Genomic DNA, 20,885 nt, shown 5'->3' with positions numbered 1-20,885 from the left:
CGAAACGCTCAGTGGGATTCGCGGATGATCTCGAGCGCGGCGGCGAGGTCTGCTGGGTACTCCGACTCGAAGGTGACGTGGTCGCCGGACTCGGGATGCTCGAAGCCGAGCTTCACGGCATGGAGCCACTGGCGCTCCAAACCGACTCTCTTGGCCAGCACCGGGTCGGCACCGTAGGTGAGGTCGCCGACGCACGGGTGCTTGAGCGCCGACATGTGCACCCGGATCTGGTGGGTGCGGCCGGTCTCGAGGTGCACCTCCATCAGGCTGGCGAAACGATGCGCCTCGAGAAGCTCGTAGTGGGTGATGCTGTGCTTGCCGTCGGCCATCACCGCGAACTTCCAGTCCGACTTCGGATGGCGGCCGATGGGCGCGTCGATCGTGCCGGTCAAGGGATCGGGATGACCCTGCACGAGTGCGTGGTAGGTCTTGTCGACGGTGCGCTGACGGAATGCGTTCTTCAGGACCGAGTACGCATGCTCGGACTTGCAGATCACCATCACCCCCGATGTACCGACGTCGAGACGCTGCACGATTCCCTGTCGCTCGGACGCGCCGCTGGTGGCGATGCGGTAGCCGGCACCCGCCAGGTGGCCGACGACGGTGGGGCCGGACCAGCCCGGGCTGGGGTGTACGGCGACGCCGACGGGCTTGTCGACCACGACGATCGCGTCGTCGTCGTGGATGATCTTGATGCCCTCGACGATCTCGGCCTTGATCGCCAGCGGGTCGTTGCGCAGCGGGAACGTGACGTCGAGCATCGCGCCGGGGTGCACCCGGTCGGACTTGCCGACCTCGCCGCCGTCGACCTGCACGTTGCCCTCGACGATCAGCTCGGCGGCACGCGTGCGCGAGACGCCGAACATCCGGGCAATGGCGGTGTCCACGCGTTCACCGGCCAGGCCCTCGGGCACCAGCACGGTGCGGTGCTCAGTCATGCAGCGTTCCGTCGAGGCGGCGGCCACGGATCGCCATCACGATGATCGTGACCGCGGCGAGGTTGATCAGGATGTCGGCCACGTTGAAGATCGGCCAGTTCGGCAGCTCGAGGAAGTCGATGACATGGCCGCGCATGACGCCGGGATCACGGGTCAAGCGGTCGGCCAGATTGCCACTGACACCTGCCAGCAGGAACCCGAAGCCGATGGCCCAGCCGGTGTTGCGCACCCGGAACGAGAGGAACACCACCACGCACACGGCCACCATCGCGAAGACGGTCAGTGCCTCGGTGAACGCCGTACCGGTGCTGAAAGCGGCGCCCGGGTTGCGGGTCAGCCGGAAGCCGAAGAGGTCCCCCAGTACGTCGACGCGCCCACGGCCCTCGAGTGAACCGAGGGCCCAGTTCTTGGAGAGGAGGTCCACCAAGAAGCCGGTGATGCCCACCCCCCAGAAGATCTGAAGGCTACGGATGCGACTGGACGAGCCGTCCGGGTCGGATTCTGGTGTATCGCTGGCGTTCAGCGACGTTCCTCGCGCTGCTTGCATGACATGCACAGTGTCGCACGGGGGAAGGCCATGAGCCGCATCTTGCCGATGGGGTTCCCGCAGGACTCGCAGATGCCGTAGGTGCCGTCGTCGATGCGCACCAGTGCGCGTTCGATCTGGGCCAGCATCTCGCGCGCGTTGTTGACCACGGTGAGCTCGTGGTCACGCTCGAAGCTGGTCGCACCCATGTCGGCCTGGTCGTGACCGGCACCGTCACCGGCGTCCCGCATCAGCCCGGCGAGCTCTTCCTCCTGCTCCTCGAGCTCGACCCGCAACCGGTCGGCGTGCTCGTTGAGCTCGGCGAGCACCTCGTCGAGCTCGCCCTTGGTCCAGGCGGTCTCGTCGTCGCGCACCGCGAGATTGGCCCGCCCCTTCTTCGCAGCCCCCCTCTTGGCAGTGGTCTTCTTCGCCGGAACCGCCTTCGCGGTGGTGGTCTTGCCGTTCGTCTTCGTGGCGGGCGAGGCCGTCGAGGTGGCGGCAACCTTCGTCGTGGGAGTCTTCTTCACCGGAGCCTTCTTTGCTGGGGCCTTCTTCGGGGGTGCTGCCTTGGTCGCGGCGGCCTTCTTGGCCGCCGCCGTCTTCGGGGGTGCTGCCTTGGTTGCCGACGCCTTCGTGGCCGGCGCCTTCTTCGCGGCAGCCGTCGTGGTCGCGGCGGTCTTCTTTGCTGAGGTCTTCTTCGGAGGTGCTGCCTTGGTTGCCGACGCCTTCGTGGCCGGCGCCTTCGTGGCCGGCGCCTTGGTCGCGGCAGCCTTCTTGGCCGCGGCCTTCTTGGCGGGAGCCGCCTTCTTGGCCGCCGCCTTCTTGGCCGCCGCCTTCTTGGCGGGAGCCGCCTTCTTCGCAGCCGGCTCGGCCTTGACTGCCCCCGATTTCGGCTTGCGCGAGATCACCTTCTTCGCGGCAGCCGCAGCGGATCCGGCCAACGATCTTCTCGTCCTGCGTGCCATGGGAAACGGGCCTCCTAGGGCCTAGCCGATGTGGCGGGAACCACAGTCAAGTGGTGGGAGGTTAGTCCACTCGACGAGCACTACTCAAACTTGCCACGCACAGGAGACACCAACGGCCGGATCCCGAAGGATCCGGCCGTTGGAGAATTCGTGCTCTGCGGGTCTCAGCCCTCGTCCTCGCCGAGGATCGAGCGGAGCCGCTTCGGAGCCTGCGCGGGGGTCTCGCCGGCAGGCTGTCCACCCTCCGGAGCCGCGTCGAGCGACTCCAGCTGCTGGGTGAAGTAGCTCTTGAGACGGGAGCGGTACTCGCGCTCGAACGAACGCAGGTTCTCCACCTCGGAGTTGAGCTTGTCGCGCTCCTTCTCCAGGTCGCCGAACATCTGCTGGCGACGCTCAGCGGTCTCGGAGTCGAGCATCTGAGAACGGCTGCGAGCATCGGACTCGAGACGGTCGGACTTGACCTTCGACTCCGACTCAAGGCGCTCGGCCTTGGTGCGGGCCTCACCCACGATCTTGTCGGCCTCGTTCTTGGCGTCCTCGACGAGCTCGTCCGCGTTGCGCGTGGCGATCTCGAGCAGACGGGCCGCGGCGTTGGAGGCCTGCGCCACCGTCTCGACCCGGATCGTCTCCGGGGCCGCGGTCGCGGCGGGAGCCACCGGAGCAGCAGCGGCGACCGGCGCGGGAGTCGGCTCGGGCTTGGGCTCCGGCTTCTTCTCCTCGACCGGAGCCGGGGCCGCAGGAGCGGCTGCGACGGGGGCACCGGACTGCGCCGCGGAGAGCTTCGACCGGAGGTCGTCGTTCTCCTTGGTGAGGCGAGCGAGCTCGGCCTCCACCTCGTCGAGGAACTGGTCGACTTCACCCATGTCGTAGCCCTCGCGGAGCCGGACAGGAGTAAAGCGCTTGTTGCTCACGTCCTCAGGCGTCAGCGGCATGCTCTCACCCATTCGTTCTAGTCAACGGAAAGTCTGTCTTGCGAACAATAGCGCCTGGGGCGCAAGTTCAGTTAGGTGACCAATCTGCACCGGCTACCCGACGGCAACAATTCAACGGCCCTCAACTCGAGAGGAAGACCACCTGGTTGAGCCGTAGAAGAAGGTACGTGCCGACCAGCACGATCAGGAAACTGAGGTCCAGCGCGACGCTGCCCAGTCGAAGCGGTGGGATCCACCTGCGCAGCATCTTGATCGGGGGGTCGGTGATGCTGTAGACGAGCTCGAGGAAGACCAGCAGGGGCCCGCGCGGCGACCACGAACGGGCAAAGACCTGCACCCAGTCGAAGACGAAGCGGATCCAGAGTAGGGCGAGGAAGAACCAGAGGATTCCCTCGAAGATGTAACCGATGGTGCGCACGTGTTCAGATCAGTTCCCGGGTCGGTTCAGCTCTGGTTGAAGAAGCCGCCTTCAGCAATGCGCTCCTTGTCCTCTGCCGCCACGGTGACGTTGGGCGGTGAGAGAAGGAACACCTTGCTGGTCACCCGTTCGATGGTGCCTCGGGTGGCGAAGACCAGTCCGGCGGCGAAGTCGACCAGACGCTTGGCGTCGTTGTCGTCCATCTCGGAGAGGTTCATGATCACGGGCACGCCGTCGCGGAAGTTCTCGCCGATCGTGCGCGCCTCGTTGTAGGTGCGCGGGTGAAGCGTGGTGATCCGGGACAACTCTGCGACAACTCCTGCTGTGGGAACCGCCTGTGGGCGACGGCGCTCGGAAATGCTGGCCACCGTGGCCTGGCGTGGTTCCTCCCGCGCGGGGCGGGTGGGTTCGTCGGCGTACTCTTCGTAGGCCTCGTCGTCGGGGTACCGGCCGGTGTCCTCGAGCAGGCCGAGGTACTCACCGATCTTGCGCATCGCGCCGCTCATGAGTCATTCCTCCGGAACTCCTGCACTCCTGTAGGAGCGCTGTTGTGGTTGGGACACTACTTGATCTTCGGGCGCTCACCGAGCACCGCACGGCCAATCCGCACGTGTGTCGCGCCGTGGGCGATGGCTGCTTCCAGGTCACCGCTCATGCCCGCCGAGACGACCTGGGCCCGAGGGTGCTCACCACGGAACCGCTCGACGATGAGGGCCAGTCTTGCGAAGGCCGCGCCGGGATCGGAACCGAGTGGCGCCACGGCCATCAGGCCACGCAGCTCCAGCTCGCCGGTGCCGGTCACCTTCTGCGCCAACGCGGCCAGGTCGTCGGGGTGCACACCCGCCCTGCCCTCGGACTGCTCCGGTGGATCGAGACTCACCTGGAGCAGGACGTCGAGCGGTCGGTCTCGCTGCGCTGCGCCCTTGACCAGCGGGCTGACGAGCTTGGCCCGGTCGACGGACTCGACCACGTCGGCGTACCCGGCCACCGCGGCCGCCTTGTTGGACTGCAGGCCACCGATGTAGTGCCAGCGGACGTCGAGATCGCCGCACTCGGCGGCCTTCTGCTCGGCCTCCTGGTGACGGTTCTCCCCCACGTCGGTGACTCCGAGGGCCGCCAGCAGGCGTACGTCGGACGCAGGGAAGAACTTGGTGACCACGGTCAGCGTGACCTCCTCGCGCGCCCGGCCGGCCGCGTGACACGCCGCGGCGATGCGAGCCTCCACCGTCGCGAGGTTCGCGGCCAGCTCGTCCTCGCGCCCCACCGCGGGCCCACTCATGGCCGGATCCTGATCAGGCCGCCGAGCCGGCCGGCCCCGGCGCCCTCGCGTCGGAAGGACCAGAGCTCGTCGTCCTCGCGGGTGCAGCGAGCGACGTCCTCGCACGAGACTCCGTGCGCGCGCAGCTGGGCACGCACGCCGGCACCGATGTCGAGCGCCGGCGTGCCCCACGAGGTCTCCGCATGCGACTCGGGCACCAGCGCGGCCACCTCGGCGCGCATCTGATCGGGCACCTCGTAGCACCGGCCGCACACGTGGGGTCCGATCCAGGCCGAGATGTCGGTCGCGCCGAGGTCTCGCATCACCTGCACGGCCGCCGGCACGACGCCCGCGACCAGTCCGGACCGCCCCGAGTGCACCGCCGCGATCACCCGGTTGTCGGTGTCGGCGAGCAACACCGGAACGCAGTCCGCGGCACGCACCAGAAGCACTGGCCCGGCCACCGTGGTGACCAACGCGTCGGCCACCAGCTCGCGGCCGTCGTACGACTCGTCCACGACCGCGACCTCGGCTCCGTGCACCTGGTGCAGGCCGACCACGGCCGGCTGCTCGGCGTCGGGGACGAAGGCCTGCGTGACCAGCCGCAGGTTCTCGGGGTCAGCAGCCACCGCCAGGTCGTGGCGACGATCGGTGAAGGCGAGGTCGACGGCAGAACCGTCGACCCCGCCCTCACGCGTGGCCTGGAACGAGAACACGTGGTGCGGCGCTCACTTCAGGAAGTCGGGGATGTCCAGGTCGTCGTCATCGTCGAACTGCACCTGACGCGGCGCCTGCTGGGCGGGACGCTGCGGAGCCGACTGCTGCGCAGGCTGACCCGACGCCGGCTGACCCGACTGGGGCGAGCGCTGGCCAGGCTGACCTGCTGGCTGGGCGGCCGGGCGACGCTGCGGAGCACCGGACTGCTGCCCACCCTGCTGCTGCGGGGCCGACTGCTGCACGGGCTGCTGGGCCGGCTGCTGCGCCGGCTGCTGGGCCGCGCGCTGGTTGGCCAGGGCCTGCGCCGCGTTGCGGGTCTCCTGCTGGGTCTGCTGCGGCGGCTCCTGGCGACGCAGCACGGTGCCCTCGTCACGTCGCTTCGGCATGCCGCCGTCGAACCCGGCAGCGATCACCGTCACGCGCACCTCGTCGCCGAGCGCGTCGTCGATGGTGGCACCGAAGATGATGTTGGCCTCGGGGTGGACCGACTCCGCGACCAGCGCGGCCGCCTCGTTGATCTCGAAGAGGCCGAGGTCGGAGCCACCGGCGATGGAGAGCAGCACCCCGTGGGCGCCGTCGATGCTGGCCTCGAGCAGGGGGCTCGAGACAGCCATCTCGGCGGCAGCCACCGAGCGGTCCTCGCCGCGCGCCGAGCCGATGCCCATCAGGGCCGAGCCGGCGTTGGCCATCACGGACTTCACGTCCGCGAAGTCGAGGTTGATCAGGCCGGGCGTCGTGATCAGGTCGGTGATGCCCGAGACACCCTGCAGCAGCACCTGGTCGGCCTGCTTGAACGCGTCGAGCATCGACACGTTGCGGTCGCTGATCGAGAGCAGGCGGTCGTTGGGGATCACGATGAGGGTGTCGACCTCTTCGCGCAGCTGGGCGATGCCCTCTTCGGCCGAGTTCGCACGACGGCGGCCCTCGAAGGAGAACGGGCGGGTGACCACACCGATGGTCAGGGCGCCGAGCGAGCGCGCGATGCGCGCCACGACCGGAGCACCACCGGTGCCGGTGCCACCGCCTTCGCCGGCGGTCACGAAGACCATGTCGGCGCCCTTGATGACCTCTTCGATCTCGTCGGCGTGGTCCTCGGCGGCCTTGCCGCCGACCTCTGGGTTGGCTCCGGCACCGAGACCGCGAGTGAGCTCGCGGCCGATGTCGAGCTTGACGTCTGCGTCGCTCATCAGGAGCGCTTGGGCATCGGTGTTGATCGCGATGAACTCGACGCCCTTGAGCCCGACCTCGATCATCCGGTTGACGGCGTTGACGCCACCCCCACCGATACCTACGACCTTGATGATGGCCAGGTAGTTCTGTGCTGCTGCCACGGCGGCTGTGCCTCTCCTGATCGGTGTCGCCCGTCATCCTCGTGAGATGTCGGGCCTGCCTGTGCGTTGTCTGTGTGCTGCCAGCCGGGTTCGACTGGCGGATCCTGCTGGCGGGGAAGTTGCGATCAGCTGACCGAAAACCTTAACCCTGAAGTGGAGGGTTATAGTTATGTCAACCTCTCGTTGTCGAAGACAGTAGACAGACCGGACCCGAGATTCACGGCGGACACGCCACGGTCACCACAAAATCGAGATAGTTCGCGACGAAGCTGTCGTGCGACCCGGCGTACGACGACGACCATCTCGTCACGAACCACGCGCATGGGGTGAGGAGAGGTCAGCGGGTGGTGGGCTGCCCGGGCACGGTGACGTCGTACACGTCGGCCTTCTGGCGCAGGAGGAGCGCGATCACCTTCGACTTGTCCTCGGAGCGCTCCGCGCTCCCCCACTCGATGGTGCGCCCGTCGCGCAACTTCAGGGAGATCTGGTCGACCGTGTGCAGCTCGACGTACTCCACTTTGCCGGCGATGGTGGCGGGCAGGCTGGCCAGCACCTTGGCACCCTCGGCGACCGCCTCGGTCCCGGTGTCGTCGTCGACCTTCAGGCGGGGCAGACGTGGGGGCGCCACCTTGTAGTCACGGAACCCGAAACCGGTCGCGTCGATGCCTCGCAGCGCGCCACCGCGCTCCACGACGGCGACTGCCACGCGCTCGGTGACGCGCACCAGGATGCGGTCGGGCCACTCCCGTGACACGTCGGCCGAGGCCACTTCGGGCAGGGCCTCGATCCGGTCGCGGATCTCTCCCATGTCGGCGCGGGCCAACGGCTCCCCGGTGGGTACGTCGGCCGCGACCAGCACCTGCTGCTCGGTGAGCAGCTTGGTGCCTTCGACGTCGACACCCTTGACCGCGAGAACGGAGGAGAAGAACACCAGCCAGCAGCCGACGACCAGGGCCACGAACAGGGCGGCGCCGATGAGGACGACACGCAGGTGCAGCCAGCGGCGGGCCCACTGGCGGCGAGCGAAGCGCCGCCGGCTCAGCTCCTCCTCGTCGGGCCGTTCTCGGTGGAAGCGCTCAAGCACCTGCGGACTCCTCCCGAGCCGCGAGCAGGGCCAGCACGTGGGGGCCGACCTCGGTCACGTCACCGGCGCCCAGCGTGAGCACCAGGTCACCGGGTCGCGCGATGTCGACGAGCACGCCGGCCGCGTCGCCACGGTCCGGGACGAACCGCACCTGCGCGCGCGGCAACGGGACCGCATCGGCGATCAGTCGACCGGTGACCTCGGGGTCGGGGTCTTCGCGGGCGACGTAGACGTCGAGCACGACGACTTCGTCCGCCGCGCCGAGCGCCTCCCCCATCGCCGTGCCGAAGATGCGGGTGCGCGAGACCAGGTGCGGCTGGTAGCAGACGACCAGGCGTCCGTCGCCGGCCACGGCTCGCGCGGCCTGGAGGTCACCGGCGATCTCGACCGGGTGGTGGGCATAGCTGTCGTAGACACGAACGCCGGCGACCTCACCCTTGTGCTCCATGCGCCGGCGGGAGCCGGTGAATCCGGCCAGACCCCGGGCCAGGGCGTCGAACGGGAAGCCGAGTCGCAGGCCGAGCGCGAGTGCGGCCAGGGCATCGAGGACGTAGTGACGACCGGGGATCTGGAGCTCGACGGTGCCGAGCACCGCGTCACCGCGCACGACGGTGAAGCGCGAGTTGCTCCCCTCGAAGGCGAGGTCGACCGCTCGCAGGTCGGCGGTGGCGGACTCTCCCACCCCGATCACCTCGCGGCCCCGGTCACGAGCCACGTCGGCCAGCGCAGCGGCGCCGGCATCGTCGAGGCAACACACCAGCACGCCGTCGTCGTCGAGGGTGTCGACGAACTCGACGAAGGCAGCACGGTAGGCCGCTTCGGTGCCCCACACGTCGAGGTGGTCGGCCTCGACGTTGGTGACGATTCCGGCATGCGGCCGGTAGACCAGGAACGCGCCGTCACTCTCGTCGGCCTCGGCGACGAACAGGTCCCCGGCTCCGTCGTGGGCATTGCTGCCGGTCTGCACGAGCACGGCACCGATGGCGTACGTCGGGTCGGCGCCGGCCTCGAGCAGGGCCATTGTCAGCAGCGAGGTGGTGGTGGTCTTGCCGTGGGTGCCGGCCACGGCGAGCACGCTCTTGCTGGCCATCACCGAGGCCAGGCCGGCCGAGCGCGGCAGCATCCGCAGGCCACGTCGCTGTGCCTCGAGCACCTCGGGGTTGTCCTCGCGAGCGGCCGTCGTGACGACCACGGTGTCGGCACCGCCCACGTGCTCGGCGGCATAGCCCAGGTGACAGGTCACGCCGAGCTCACGCAACGCCGGCAGGAACGGCGTGTCGTTGTCGTCGCTGCCGGTGACCTGCAGCCCGCGCTGGGCCATGATCTTGGCGATGCCCGAGAGGGCGGCGCCACCGATGCCGATGAAGTGCACCCGGCCGAGCTCGTCGGCCGGCGACAGCTCGTCGGGAACGGGGATCTTCATCGTGCCGCCTCCAGGATCATCCGAGCCAGCTTCTCGTCGGCGTCCAGGGGGATCACGTGCGCAGCCGCGGCACCCATCTGCGCCAGTCGCGGGGCATCGGTGAGCAGGTCGGGGACGGTGGCGGCGATCCATTCCGGGGTCAGCGCCTGGTCGCTGACCAGGAGGCCTCCCCCGGCGTCCACCACCGGGCGGGCGTTGAGTGCCTGCTCGCCGTTGCCGATCGGCAACGGCACGTAGATCGCCGGCAGGCCGACGCCGGAGACCTCGGTGACCGTGTTGCTGCCCGAGCGGCACAGCACCGCGTCTGCTGCCGCGTAGGCGAGGTCCATGCGGTCGACATAGTTGAGGACGACGTACGGCGTACCGGTGACCGGGGCCTCGAGGGCGTGCTTGGGCCCGACCACGTGGAGCACCTGAATCCCCGCCTCCGCGAACGCGGGCGCGGCGGCAGCCACCGACTCGTTGAGACTGGTCGCGCCCTGGGAGCCGCCGGTGACCAGCAGCGTGGGACGGTCGGCGTCGAGGCCGAAGGCGCTGCGCCCCTCGGCTCGGAGGGCGGCGCGGTCGAGCGTGGCGATCATCCTCCGGATCGGCAGGCCGGTGCAGGTCGCATTCCGCAGCTCGGTGTCGGGGAACGACGTGGCCACGTGGGTGGTCAGCCGCGCACCGAGCCGATTCGCGATGCCGGGCAGCGCGTTGCCCTCGTGCACCACGATCGGCACGTGCCGCTTGCGGGCGGCGAGATAGGCGGGAACCGACACGTAGCCGCCGAAGCCGACCACGACGTCGGGGCGGAACCGGTCGATCACGTCGAGGGCCGCCGCGCGGGCGGCACGCAGCCGTCCTGGAGTGCGCAGCAGCGCCTTGCCGGGCCGGCGCGGGAGCGGCACCCGGGGCACGAACTCCAGCGGCAGCCCGGCCTCCGGCAGCAGGCGGGCTTCGAGACCCTCGCGCGTGCCCAGGCAGGTGATCTCGGTGGCCGGGTCGAGTCGCACCAGCGCATCGGCGGTCGCGAGCAGGGGTGAGGTGTGGCCGGCAGATCCACCGCCGGCAAGAAGGACGCGCATCAATTTCCTCGACGAGTTGAACCGGCCGACAACCCGGCCGCACGGTTTCGCTTGCGCGTCGCCAACGCACGGGCGGCCTCGGGCTCCGAGCGGGCGAACCCGATCAGCAGCCCCAGGGCGACCAGGGAGGGCAGCAGCGCGGAACCACCATAGGAGACCAGGGGAAGCGGGATGCCGACGACCGGCAGCAGCGCCAGCACCATGCCGACGTTGATGATCATCTGGCCGAGCAGCCACACGGTGATGCCGAACGTCGTGAAGCGCACGAACGGGTCACGGGTGTGGGTGGCCACGCGGATCGCCGCGTAGGCGATGGTCAGGAACAGCGCCAGCACCAGCAGGGTGCCGACCAGCCCGAGCTCTTCGCCGAGCACGGCGAAGATGAAGTCGGTGTGGGCCTCGGGCAGGTCGCCCCATTTCTGCTGGCTGGCCCCGATGCCCTGCCCGAACCACCCGCCGGTGGCCAGGGCGTAGAGACCGTGGGCCGGCTGCCAGCCCGCGTCGTGGTACTCCTTGAACGGATCGACGAAGCTCAACAGCCGCCCGCGACGCTCCTCGTTGGTGGTGGCCAGGTAGAACGCGCCCACTCCCAGCACCGAGATCGCGAGTGCGAAGAGCCGGGCCGGCGCACCGACCACCCACAGCATGGCCAGCATGATCGCCATCAGCACCAACGCGGTGCCGAGGTCGCGCTGCAGCAGCACGAGCGCGACGACCAGTCCCATGCCCGGCACGACGGGCATCAGCACGTGGTGCAGCTCGCCCAGGCGGCGGTGCTTGTTCGCGTAGACGTGGGCGGCCCACAGGATCACCGCGAGCTTGGCGATCTCGGAGGGCTGGATCGCGATCGGACCGACCGCCAGCCAGTTGGTCTGGCCGTTGCGGGTCAACCCCAGTGGGGTGCGGGTCAGGGCGAGCAGGAGCATCGACATGCCCAGTGCCGGCCAGACCAGCTTCCTGATCACGCGCTGGGGCATCCGAGACGCCGTCCAGGCGACCGGCAGCCCGATCACCACCCACATCAGCTGGCGCTTGACCACGGCGTAGGAGTCGCCGTTCTCACGGTAGGAGTAGACGCTCGAGGCCGACATCACCATGATCAGGCCGATGGTCAGCAGCAGCGCGGACGCCCCGAGCAGCAGGTAGTACGACGTCAGCGGGCGGTCGAGAGCCCTGCGAATGACGGAGACGCGCTCTGCCAAGGAGTGCAGCAGCCTGGCCGGGCCAGAAGGGACTCGGGAGCGCGAAGAGACGCGGGGGCGGCTCGGCGAGTCGACACCCGATTCACGCTCGGTCGTCGTACTGGCCACCTGGTGCCCCTCCGGTCATTCCTGTCGTTCGATGTGGCGGCGGACCGCTTCGGCAAACCTGTCTCCACGCTCGCCGTAGTTGGCGAACATGTCCATGGAGGCGCAACCCGGAGCCAGCAGCACCGTGTCGCCCGCCCGGGCCAGGCCACCAGCAGCCGCCACCACCTCGTCCATGGGTGATTCCTGGGCCCCAGTCTCCCCGGCACCGATCTCGATGACCGGCACATCCGGGGCGTGTCGCGAAAGGGCGTCGGCGATCACATGCCGGTCGGCACCGAGGAGTACGACGGCCCGGAGCCTCTCGCGCATCGCTTCGACGAGCTGGTCGAAGCGCGCACCCTTGGCCAGCCCGCCGGCCACCCAGACGACCTTCTCGTAGCCACCCAGGGAGGAGGCGGCTGCATGCGGGTTGGTGGCCTTGGAGTCGTCGACCCAGGTGATGCCCGCGTGCTCGGCGACCAGGGCGATGCGGTGTCCGTCGGGACGGAACGCGCGCAGCCCGTCACGCACGGCGGTCTGCGAGACCCCGTGGGCCCGAGCCAGCGCCGCGGCGGCGAGGGCGTCGGCCACGAAGTGCGGGGCTGGGGAGGCGAGGTCCGCGATCGTGCAGAGCTCGGCCGCGCTGCTCTCGCGCTGCTCGATGAACGCCCGGTCGACCAGCATGTCCTCGACGATGCCGAGCATGCCCACGGCCGGCATGCCCAGGGTGAACCCGATCGCCCGGGCGCCCTCCTGCACGTCGGCCTCGCGGACCAGCTCCTCGGTGATCGGCTCGGCGACGTTGTAGATGCAGGCGCGTTGCGCGTGCTCGAAGATGCGGCCCTTGTCGGCCGCGTAGTCGGCCATCGCGGACTCGCCCTGGTACCAGTCGAGGTGGTCCTCGGCGACGTTGAGCACTACGGCCGACTCGGCGGCCATCGAGGAGGTGTAGTGCAGCTGGAAGCTGGAGAGCTCGACGGCGAGGACGTCGTACGGCTCGGGGTCCATGACGGCCTCGACGATCGGCAGCCCGACGTTTCCGACCGCGACACTGCGCAGGCCGGCGGCTCGGAGGATGGAGTCGAGCATCTGGACGGTGGTGGTCTTGCCGTTGGTGCCGGTGACCGCGAGCCACGGGGCGGCGTTCTCGGGATCGCGCAACCGCCAGGCCAGCTCGACCTCGCCCCAGATCGGGACGTCACGTTCGCGAGCCTGGGCCAGCAGTGGAGCGTCGGGACGCCAGCCTGGTGACGTGACGAGCACGTCGACGTCGTCGGGGAGTGTGCCCGTGGCTCCCGGTCCGAGGCGGATGTCGGCACCCAGGCTGCGCAGCAGCTCGGCCTGTTCCTCCTTGCCGTCGACCCTCTCGTCCATCGCGACCACGGTCGCACCCAGGAAGAGCAGGTTGTCGGCCGCGGCGAACCCCGAGACGCCGAAGCCGGCGACCGCGGCCCGCACGCCCTTCCAGGAGTCGTGCCTGCCCAGGGAATCGACGCTCACGTGCCCGCCACCCACTCGGCGTAGAAGACCCCGAGGCCGGTGGCCACGCACAGTCCGGTGATGATCCAGAAGCGGATGACCACGGTCACCTGCTCCCAGCCGAGCATCTCGAAGTGGTGGTGGATCGGCGCGATGCGGAAGACCCGGTGCCCGGCCTTGACCCGGAACACCGACCGGAACAGTCCGCTGGCCCGGCTGGCCTTGAAGACGCCGACCTGGATGATCACCGACAGCGTGACCACGACGAACAGCCCGCCGAGGATGAGCAGCAGCAGCTCGGTGCGGGTCAGGATGGCCAGGCCGGCCAGGGCACCACCCAGCGCCAGCGAGCCCGTGTCGCCCATGAAGATCTGGGCCGGGGAGGCGTTCCACCACAGGAACCCGAAGCAGGCGCCGGTGATCGCCGCCGCGATGATGGCCAGGTCGAGCGGGTCACGCACCTCGTAGCAGCGGCCGTAGGTGATGTCGTTCTGGCCGCACCACTGGTTGTTCTGCCAGATGTTGACCAGGGTGTAGGCACCGAAGACCATCACCGAGGCGCCCGCGGCCAGCCCGTCGAGACCGTCGGTGAGGTTGACCGCGTTGCTGGTGCCGGTCACGATCACCCAGATCAGTGCGACCACCAGCACCGAGGGCAGCACGAACCCGCTGTCGCGGATGAAGGAGAGATGGGTCGACGCCGGGGTGCGTCCACGCTCGTCCTCGAGCCACGGCGACAGCGCCAGCGCACCGAAGACCACCGCGATCAGGGTCTGCCCGACCATCTTGGCCTTGCTGCGCAGGCCGAGGTTGCGCTGCTTGTAGATCTTGATGAAGTCGTCGAGGAAGCCGACCAGTCCGAGTCCGACGAAGAGGAACAGCAGCAGGAGCGCCGACGCCGACGGGAGGTCCTGGGTGATCAGCTTGGCGAACGCGTAGCCGATCACGCTGGCGAAGATGATGACGGTGCCGCCCATGGTGGGGGTGCCCCGCTTGACGTGGTGACTGGTCGGCCCGTCCTCGCGGATCTCCTGGCCGTACCCCTTGGCCGAGAGCACCTTGATCGCATAGCGGGTGCCGATCAACGACAACAGCAGCGAGAGCCCACCACTGAGCAGGATCGCTCTCATCCCTGCGTCTCCTCCATCTGGTCGGGCCGGGGCCCATCGTCCTGTGCTGATGCGTGATCACCCTCGGTCAGTCCGTGGGCGACCCATTCGAGCCCGGCGGCCCGGGAGGCCTTCACGAGCACGACGTCGTTCGCGTCGGTGTTCTCGCGCAACCATGCCAGAGCCGCGGCCCGATCCGCGACGAACATCGCCGTGCCGCGTGCGGGTGTGACGTTCGCCGCTCCCTGGAGCATCGGTCTGGCTGCCTCACCCACCACGAGCAGTACGTCGACGCCGGCGTCGACGGCGTGGGCACCGAGGGCCCGGTGGTCGTCGTCGGCGTCCGAGCCGAGCTCCAACATCTCGCCCAACAGCGCGATGCTGCGCGCACCGCGGCGTCCGGCGATGGCACGCAGTGTCGAGATCGCGGCCCGCATCGAGGCCGGGTTGGCGTTGTAGGCGTCGTTGATCACCACGGGCCCGTCCGGCACCTCGTGCAGCTCCATCCGCCACGCCGAGAGACCGGTCGCGTCGGACAACCGGGCAGCGATGTCGTCGGTGCCGACCCCGGCAGCGTGCGCCAGGGCGGCCGCGGCGCCGGCGTTGAGGAGCTGGTGCTCCCCCGACTGTCGCAGGGTGACCGGCCGCTGCTCGCCGAACACGTGGAGCACGCCGGACGGTCGGTCGAGGTCGTCGTACGACACCCCTGTCCAGGTGACGTCGGGGCGGTCGGTGAGGCCGAACCGCACGACGCGAGCGTTGGTGCGTGCGTCCATCACCGTGGTCAGCGCGTCGTCGTCGTTGATCACGGCCACCCCGTCGGCGGGCAGCGCCTCCAGGATCTCGCCCTTGGCGACCGCGATCGCCTGGCGCGATCCGAACTCCCCCACGTGCGCGGTGCCGACATTGAGCACGGCCGCGACGGAGGGCGGCGCGATGCCGCACAGATAGGTGATGTGCCCGATGCCCCGAGCGCCCATCTCGACGACCAGGAAGCGGGTCTCCTCGGTGACCCGCAGCACGGTCAACGGCACGCCCAGCTCGTTGTTCAGGTTGCCCAGCGTCGCGACCGTGGGTCCGGCCGCGGCGAGCACCTGGGCGAGGTAGTCCTTGGTCCCGGTCTTGCCCTGGCTGCCGGTCATCGCCACCACGACGAGGCCGGGCAGCGCGTCGAGCACGTGCCGGGCCAGCAGCCCCAGGGCCGCCACCGGGTCGGGTACGACGACCGTCGCCACCTCGGTGGCGCGGGAGCCGAGCACGGCGGACGCGCCGGCGGCCACCGCACCGGCCGCGTAGTCGTGGCCGTCGACCCGCTCGCCGACGACGGCCACGAAGAGCCCGCCCGCCTGCACCTGCCGACTGTCGACGAAGGCCGGGCCGGTCACGACGAAGGCGGGATCGCCGACAACGTCACCACCGACCACCTCAGCGATCTCGGCCAGCGTCATCGGGATCATCGCGAAGCCTCCTCACGGACCACCTCGCGGTCGTCGAAGGGGTGCACGACCCCGGCGACTTCCTGTCCGGTCTCGTGTCCCTTGCCGGCGACCAGCACGATGTCGCCGAACTCCGCGCGCTGCAGGGCGGTGCGGATCGCCTCGCGGCGGTTGCCGATCTCGAGCACCTCGGCGGCGCCGCCGACCGTGCCGGCCAGCACCTCGGCGCGGATCGCGGCCGGCTCCTCGGAGCGCGGGTTGTCGTTGGTGACGATGACCAGGTCGGCCAGCCGGGCCGAGATCTCACCCATCACGGGACGCTTGCCGGTGTCGCGGTCGCCTCCGGCGCCGATCACGATGATCAGCCTGCCGGCGGTGAGGGGGCGCAGCGTACGCAGGGCGGCCTCGACGGCGTCGGGCTTGTGGGCGTAGTCGACCACGACGCTGTAGCCCTGCGGGACCGGGACCCGCTCCAGGCGTCCGGGCACGCCGTTGCCGAGTGCCAGGGCGCGGGCAACCGTCTCGACGTCGTAGCCGGCCTCGGCCGCCGCGGCGATCGCGGCCAGCGCGTTGGCGACGTTGAAGTCGCCGGGGATCGGCACCGAGGTGCGCACGCGCACCCCATCGGGTCCGGCCACGGTGAAGGCGGAGCCGTCGGGGGCCAGGTCGAGGTCGATGGCCCGCCAGTCGGCGGTCGGGTCCTCGATCGCGAAGCTGCGCATCTCGATCTCGGTCTCCGCGAGCAGTCGGCGGCCGTGCTCGTCATCGAGGTTGACCAGGCCGAGCCGGGCCCGTTCGGGGGTGAAGAGGGAGGCCTTGGCCGCGTAGTAGCTCTCGACGTCATGGTGGAAGTCGAGGTGGTCACGACCGAGGTTGGTGAAGACCGCGACGTCGAAGACCACCCCGTCGACGCGTCCCATCACCAACGCGTGGCTGGAGACCTCCATGGCGCACGCCTCGACCCCGCGCTCGCGCATCATCGCGAACAGGCCGTGCAGGTCGGGTGCCTCGGGGGTGGTCAGCGAGGTCTCGATGTCCTGGCCGTCCACGCGCGTGCCGACCGTGCCGATCACCGCAGCGTGGATGCCCGCGCCCTGGAGCGCGGCCTCCGCGAGTCGGGTGGTCGTGGTCTTGCCCTGGGTGCCGGTCACCGCGATCATCCGCATGCTCCCGGCAGGGTTGCCGTGCAGGCGAGCGGCCAGGCGCCCGAGACGGGCCCGAGGCTCGTCGACCACGAGCACCGGCACGTCGAGGTCTCGCAGCAGCTCGGCGCCGGCCGCGTCGGTCAGCACCGCCACGGCTCCGGCGCTGACGGCACTGGCGGCGTACGACGCCCCGTGGGCACGCGCCCCGGGCAGGGCGGCGTACAGGTCACCGGGCAGCACCCGGTGCGAGCTGAGCGACACACCGGTGACCGAGACCTCGGCCTCGACGTCGAGCCCGAGCCAGCCGGCGACCTCCGACAGCGGGGTCGGTCGGGGCTCGGCGGGCCTGGCCGCCGTCGGTTCCTTGTCGCTCACCACGGCGCGAGGCTATCGCGCACGAGTCCCGGGGCCGCGACGTCGCCGTCGCGGGTCACCACTCGACCGGCAGCGTGGTGGGGCGGGCGCCGGTGGGCGGGACGCCGTACTTGCGGAGCAGGTAGGTCATCACCTTCTGGAAGACCGGGCCGGCCGCTGCGCCACCACCCATCCCGTTGCGGGGGTTCTGGATCACGACGTAGACGGTGAACTTGGGGTCGTCGGCCGGAGCGAACCCGGCGAAGGACACCGTGAACGTGCCGTCGTAGCAGCCGCACTCCTTGCCGACCCGCTGGGCGGTTCCGGTCTTGCCGGCCACTCGGTAGCCGGGGATCGCGCTCGTCGGGGCGATGCCGTCGACCGGGTCGGTGACCAGCTCCATCATCTCGGAGGTCTGACGCGCCGCCTCCTCGCTGATCACGCGGCGGGTCTGGGTGGTCGACGTGCCGACCTTCACTCCGTTGTCGGCGACCGCCTCACCCTTGACCAGGCTGGGGTCGATGTAGACGCCGTCGTTGGCGATGGTGTTGATCGCAGCAGCCATCTGGACCGCGTTGACGCTCAGGCCCTGGCCGAAGGCGATGTTGTCCTGGCCCAGCTGACCCCAGGTGGAGGGGTCGGGGATCCGGCCGGCGCTCTCGCCACGGACCCCGATGTCGGTGCGCTGCCCGAGGCCGAAGCCGCGGAGGTAGCCGTTCAACTCGTCGGGCGTGAACTCGCGCGCGGAGAGCGCGGTGCCGATGTTGGAGGACTTCGCGAGTGCGCCCGCGGCGGTCAGGTGGATCGTCTCGTGGTCCCAGTGGTCGTGGATCACGGCGTTCTGGCTCTCCAGCACCGAGGGCACGGTGATCTGGGTCCGCGGAGTGATCTTGCCCGCGTCGATCAGGGCCGAGAAGGTCAGCGCCTTCTCCACCGAGCCGGGCTCATAGGGGTCACTGGTCGCCCGTGAGCCGAGGTTGCGCTCGGGCGACTTCAACGGCTCGTTGGCGTTGAACGTCGGGTAGTCGGCGTCGGCGAGGATCTCGCCCGACTCGGTGTTGACCACCACTGCGGTGCCGGAGTCGGCCTTCGCCCCGCGCACCGCCTCCCGCAGGACCCGCTGGGTGAACCACTGGACGTCGCGCTCGATGGTGAGCTGGAGGTCCTTGCCGTTGACCGGCTTGACGGTGTTGTTGGTGCCGAGCGGGATGCGGTTGCCGCCACCGACCTCATAGGTCGTCTTGCCGTCGACGCCGGAGAGCTGCTTGTCGAAGGTGCGCTCGAACCCGGCGAGGGGGCCGAAGTCCTCGTCATCGCCGATGAAGCCGATCAGGTTGGCGGCCACGTCGTCGGCCGGATAGTCGCGCATCGGGTCACGCCGCGTGGTCAGGCCCTTGTAGCCCTTCTCCTCGAGTGCGTCGATCACTCGACGGGCCACCGTGGAGGGCACCCGACGGGCGACGTACTGGAAGCGGGTGTCGTCCTTGCGCAGCTTGGCGAGGGTGGCGAAGTAGTCGATCTCGAGCTCTTGGGAGAGGTAGGACGCGATCGGTCCGGCGTCGTCCTCGGTCATCTGCGGGTCGGCGACGATCATCAGCCCGTCGACCGAGGTGGCCAGCTCGACCCCGTTGCGGTCGGTGATGGCGCCCCGCTCGGCCGGCAGCACGACGTTCTGCACGCCCTCACGGGCGGCCATCGCGGCGTAGGCGTGCGGGTCGAGGCCCTGGAGCTGGAGCAGCCGGGCGCCGAAGACGGAGAGCACCATCGCGATCACGACGAAGCCGAAGCGCAGCCGGAAGAGCCCCGCGCTGCGAGACGGCGCCGACCCGCGGACGGTTGCCCGCGTGGTCTGGTGTCGAAGGCTCAACGCTCGCTCCGGTCTCCCTGGTTGGTGCTGGTCGAGCCATTAGAACCCGATCGCGTGCGCTGGCGAGCCTCGGCACGCCGCTGCGCCTTCGTCTTCGCCGGAACCTTGATCTCGATGGGCGGTGGGTCCAGAGCCTTGGGCTTGCGAGCCTCCGGCGGGCGGGCGTCGAAGCCGTTCTCGGCGGTCGACACGGTCGGCTCGCCGAGCACCTTGCCGTCGGAGAGTCGCACGAACGCCGGGTAGACCGCCGGCACCATGCCCATGCTCTGGGCCTTCTCGGCCAGGCGCTGCGGGTCGCGCAGCTTCTCGAGCTCCATCTGCAGAGTCTGCTCGCGAGAGGTCAGCTCATTGGCCTGTTGCTCGAGCTCGGTGGCGGCGAACGAGTTCTGCTGCATGTTGGTGTTGAACATGAGGAGCCCCACCACACCGGCGACCAGCAGGAGGCTGACCAAGGTCACGAACGGCACCCGGGGCGCGCGGCTGCTCAGCCGCGGCACGACGCGCAGGCGGGCCCGCTCGACGGCGGCCTCGGCGATGCGCTGCACACGAACCCGGCTCTGGGGAAGAGGGCTGCTCATGAGGAGGCTCCTGTGTCTCGAAGGCGTTCTACTGCGCGAAGGCGGACCGATGCGGCCCGCGGGTTGTCGGTGAGCTCCGGCTCGCGGGCCTTCTCGGCCCCGCGGGTGACGGCGCGGAAGGTCGGCTCGTGGCCGGCGGGGACGAACGGCATGTCGGGGGGCACGTCGGTGCTGGTGGCCGCGGTGAACGCGTGCTTGACAAGTCGGTCCTCCAGCGAGTGGTAGGACTCCACGACCACGCGGCCGCCGACCCCCACCGCGTCGATCGCCGCCGGGATCGCCCGCCGCAACACGTTGAGCTCGTCGTTGACCTCGATGCGAAGGCCCTGGAAAGTGCGCTTGGCCGGGTGTCCCCCGGTGCGCCGGGCGGGCGCGGGGATGGCGTCGTACAAGAGCTCGACCAGGCGACCCGACGAGGTGAACGGCTCTGTCTCCCGGGCCCTGACCACGTGCTGGGCGATGCGGCGGGCGAACTTCTCCTCGCCGTAGTCGCGCAGGATGCGGGTCAGCTCCTCCACCGGGTAGGTGTTGAGCACGTCCGCCGCGGTGAGGCCAACGGTGTCGTCCATCCGCATGTCGAGTGGCGCGTCCTGGGCGTAGGCGAAGCCCCGCTCACGGACGTCGAGCTGCATCGAGGAGACGCCGAGGTCGAAGAGCACCACGTCGACGCGGGCCAGACCCAGGTCATCGAGCACGCGGGGAATCTCGTCGTACACCGCGTGGACCAGGGTGACCCGGTCGCCGAAGGGCGCCAGCCGCTCCCCCGCCATCGCGAGGGCGTTGGGGTCGCGGTCGACACCGATCAGACGGGCCTGGGGACAGGCCGCGAGAACGGCCTCACTGTGACCACCGAGGCCGAGCGTGGCGTCGATGTACGTCGACCCGGGGTGGTCCAGGGAAGGTGCCATGAGAGCGACGACCCGGTCCAGCAGGACCGGGACGTGGCGGGGGTTGCTCATCGGATCCGCG

At 69.7% G+C, this 20,885-nt stretch carries 20 protein-coding genes; all 20 read right to left on the bottom strand.

The window, feature by feature from the left end; translation table 11 throughout:
* Nucleotides 1-8: 8 nt before the first annotated feature.
* Nucleotides 9-938, bottom strand: coding sequence for an RluA family pseudouridine synthase (locus NJ4_RS18365; RefSeq protein WP_067438482.1), 930 nt, complete (start codon nucleotides 936-938; stop codon nucleotides 9-11).
* Entirely contained in the window at nucleotides 931-1,485 is a 555-nt protein-coding gene (locus NJ4_RS18360) for a signal peptidase II (protein WP_067438412.1), read from the bottom strand. The genes NJ4_RS18365 and NJ4_RS18360 overlap by 8 nt, the downstream gene beginning before the upstream one ends.
* Nucleotides 1,458-2,429, bottom strand: a complete 972-nt coding sequence (locus NJ4_RS27055; RefSeq protein WP_082748854.1) for a TraR/DksA family transcriptional regulator — start codon at nucleotides 2,427-2,429, stop codon at nucleotides 1,458-1,460. Before NJ4_RS27055 ends, NJ4_RS18360 begins: the two co-directional genes overlap by 28 nt.
* 164 nt (nucleotides 2,430-2,593) lie before the next feature.
* Nucleotides 2,594-3,373 (bottom strand): DivIVA domain-containing protein, encoded by a 780-nt coding sequence (locus NJ4_RS18345; protein ID WP_067438402.1) that lies wholly within the window; start codon nucleotides 3,371-3,373, stop codon nucleotides 2,594-2,596.
* A gap of 109 nt (nucleotides 3,374-3,482) precedes the next feature.
* A complete protein-coding gene (locus NJ4_RS18340) occupies nucleotides 3,483-3,779 on the bottom strand; it encodes a YggT family protein (protein WP_067438398.1) in 297 nt (98 codons plus the stop codon).
* Between the two features lie 26 nt (nucleotides 3,780-3,805).
* On the bottom strand, nucleotides 3,806-4,285 hold the full coding sequence (locus NJ4_RS18335) for a cell division protein SepF (RefSeq protein WP_067438395.1): 480 nt from the start codon (nucleotides 4,283-4,285) through the stop codon (nucleotides 3,806-3,808).
* A gap of 56 nt (nucleotides 4,286-4,341) precedes the next feature.
* A complete protein-coding gene (locus NJ4_RS18330; protein WP_067438392.1) occupies nucleotides 4,342-5,058 on the bottom strand; it encodes a YggS family pyridoxal phosphate-dependent enzyme in 717 nt (238 codons plus the stop codon).
* Nucleotides 5,055-5,753, bottom strand: coding sequence for a polyphenol oxidase family protein (locus NJ4_RS18325; RefSeq protein WP_067438388.1), 699 nt, complete (start codon nucleotides 5,751-5,753; stop codon nucleotides 5,055-5,057). The genes NJ4_RS18330 and NJ4_RS18325 overlap by 4 nt, the downstream gene beginning before the upstream one ends.
* Nucleotides 5,754-5,765: 12 nt before the next feature.
* The gene (gene ftsZ / locus NJ4_RS18320) at nucleotides 5,766-7,085 is read right to left on the bottom strand and encodes a cell division protein FtsZ (protein WP_067438385.1); all 1,320 of its coding nucleotides are present in this window, start codon (nucleotides 7,083-7,085) and stop codon (nucleotides 5,766-5,768) included.
* 337 nt (nucleotides 7,086-7,422) lie between these two features.
* Complete coding sequence (locus NJ4_RS18315; RefSeq protein WP_067438382.1) at nucleotides 7,423-8,169, bottom strand: cell division protein FtsQ/DivIB; 747 nt, start codon at nucleotides 8,167-8,169, stop codon at nucleotides 7,423-7,425.
* Complete coding sequence (gene murC / locus NJ4_RS18310; protein WP_067438379.1) at nucleotides 8,162-9,592, bottom strand: UDP-N-acetylmuramate--L-alanine ligase; 1,431 nt, start codon at nucleotides 9,590-9,592, stop codon at nucleotides 8,162-8,164. The genes NJ4_RS18315 and murC overlap by 8 nt, the downstream gene beginning before the upstream one ends.
* Entirely contained in the window at nucleotides 9,589-10,659 is a 1,071-nt protein-coding gene (murG, locus tag NJ4_RS18305; protein ID WP_067438376.1) for an undecaprenyldiphospho-muramoylpentapeptide beta-N-acetylglucosaminyltransferase, read from the bottom strand. Before murG ends, murC begins: the two co-directional genes overlap by 4 nt.
* On the bottom strand, nucleotides 10,659-11,861 hold the full coding sequence (gene ftsW / locus NJ4_RS18300; RefSeq protein WP_245644619.1) for a putative lipid II flippase FtsW: 1,203 nt from the start codon (nucleotides 11,859-11,861) through the stop codon (nucleotides 10,659-10,661). Before ftsW ends, murG begins: the two co-directional genes overlap by 1 nt.
* 123 nt (nucleotides 11,862-11,984) lie before the next feature.
* Complete coding sequence (murD, locus tag NJ4_RS18295) at nucleotides 11,985-13,448, bottom strand: UDP-N-acetylmuramoyl-L-alanine--D-glutamate ligase (protein WP_067438474.1); 1,464 nt, start codon at nucleotides 13,446-13,448, stop codon at nucleotides 11,985-11,987.
* The gene (gene mraY / locus NJ4_RS18290; protein WP_067438373.1) at nucleotides 13,445-14,557 is read right to left on the bottom strand and encodes a phospho-N-acetylmuramoyl-pentapeptide-transferase; all 1,113 of its coding nucleotides are present in this window, start codon (nucleotides 14,555-14,557) and stop codon (nucleotides 13,445-13,447) included. The genes murD and mraY overlap by 4 nt, the downstream gene beginning before the upstream one ends.
* Nucleotides 14,554-15,993, bottom strand: a complete 1,440-nt coding sequence (locus NJ4_RS18285) for a UDP-N-acetylmuramoyl-tripeptide--D-alanyl-D-alanine ligase (protein WP_067438370.1) — start codon at nucleotides 15,991-15,993, stop codon at nucleotides 14,554-14,556. Before NJ4_RS18285 ends, mraY begins: the two co-directional genes overlap by 4 nt.
* Nucleotides 15,990-17,495: a UDP-N-acetylmuramoyl-L-alanyl-D-glutamate--2,6-diaminopimelate ligase gene (locus tag NJ4_RS18280; RefSeq protein WP_067438367.1), complete on the bottom strand. Its 1,506-nt coding sequence runs from the start codon at nucleotides 17,493-17,495 to the stop codon at nucleotides 15,990-15,992. Before NJ4_RS18280 ends, NJ4_RS18285 begins: the two co-directional genes overlap by 4 nt.
* 52 nt (nucleotides 17,496-17,547) lie before the next feature.
* The gene (locus NJ4_RS18275) at nucleotides 17,548-19,338 is read right to left on the bottom strand and encodes a peptidoglycan D,D-transpeptidase FtsI family protein (RefSeq protein ID WP_245644618.1); all 1,791 of its coding nucleotides are present in this window, start codon (nucleotides 19,336-19,338) and stop codon (nucleotides 17,548-17,550) included.
* Entirely contained in the window at nucleotides 19,335-19,916 is a 582-nt protein-coding gene (locus tag NJ4_RS18270) for a hypothetical protein (protein ID WP_157551216.1), read from the bottom strand. The genes NJ4_RS18275 and NJ4_RS18270 overlap by 4 nt, the downstream gene beginning before the upstream one ends.
* Nucleotides 19,913-20,875 (bottom strand): 16S rRNA (cytosine(1402)-N(4))-methyltransferase RsmH, encoded by a 963-nt coding sequence (gene rsmH, locus NJ4_RS18265; RefSeq protein WP_067438361.1) that lies wholly within the window; start codon nucleotides 20,873-20,875, stop codon nucleotides 19,913-19,915. The genes NJ4_RS18270 and rsmH overlap by 4 nt, the downstream gene beginning before the upstream one ends.
* Nucleotides 20,876-20,885: the final 10 nt, after the last annotated feature.

The organism is Nocardioides jensenii JCM 1364 = NBRC 14755 (assembly GCF_001552535.1).
Taxonomy (GTDB): domain Bacteria; phylum Actinomycetota; class Actinomycetes; order Propionibacteriales; family Nocardioidaceae; genus Nocardioides; species Nocardioides jensenii.
This window is presented reverse-complemented; position numbering and strand designations above follow the sequence as displayed.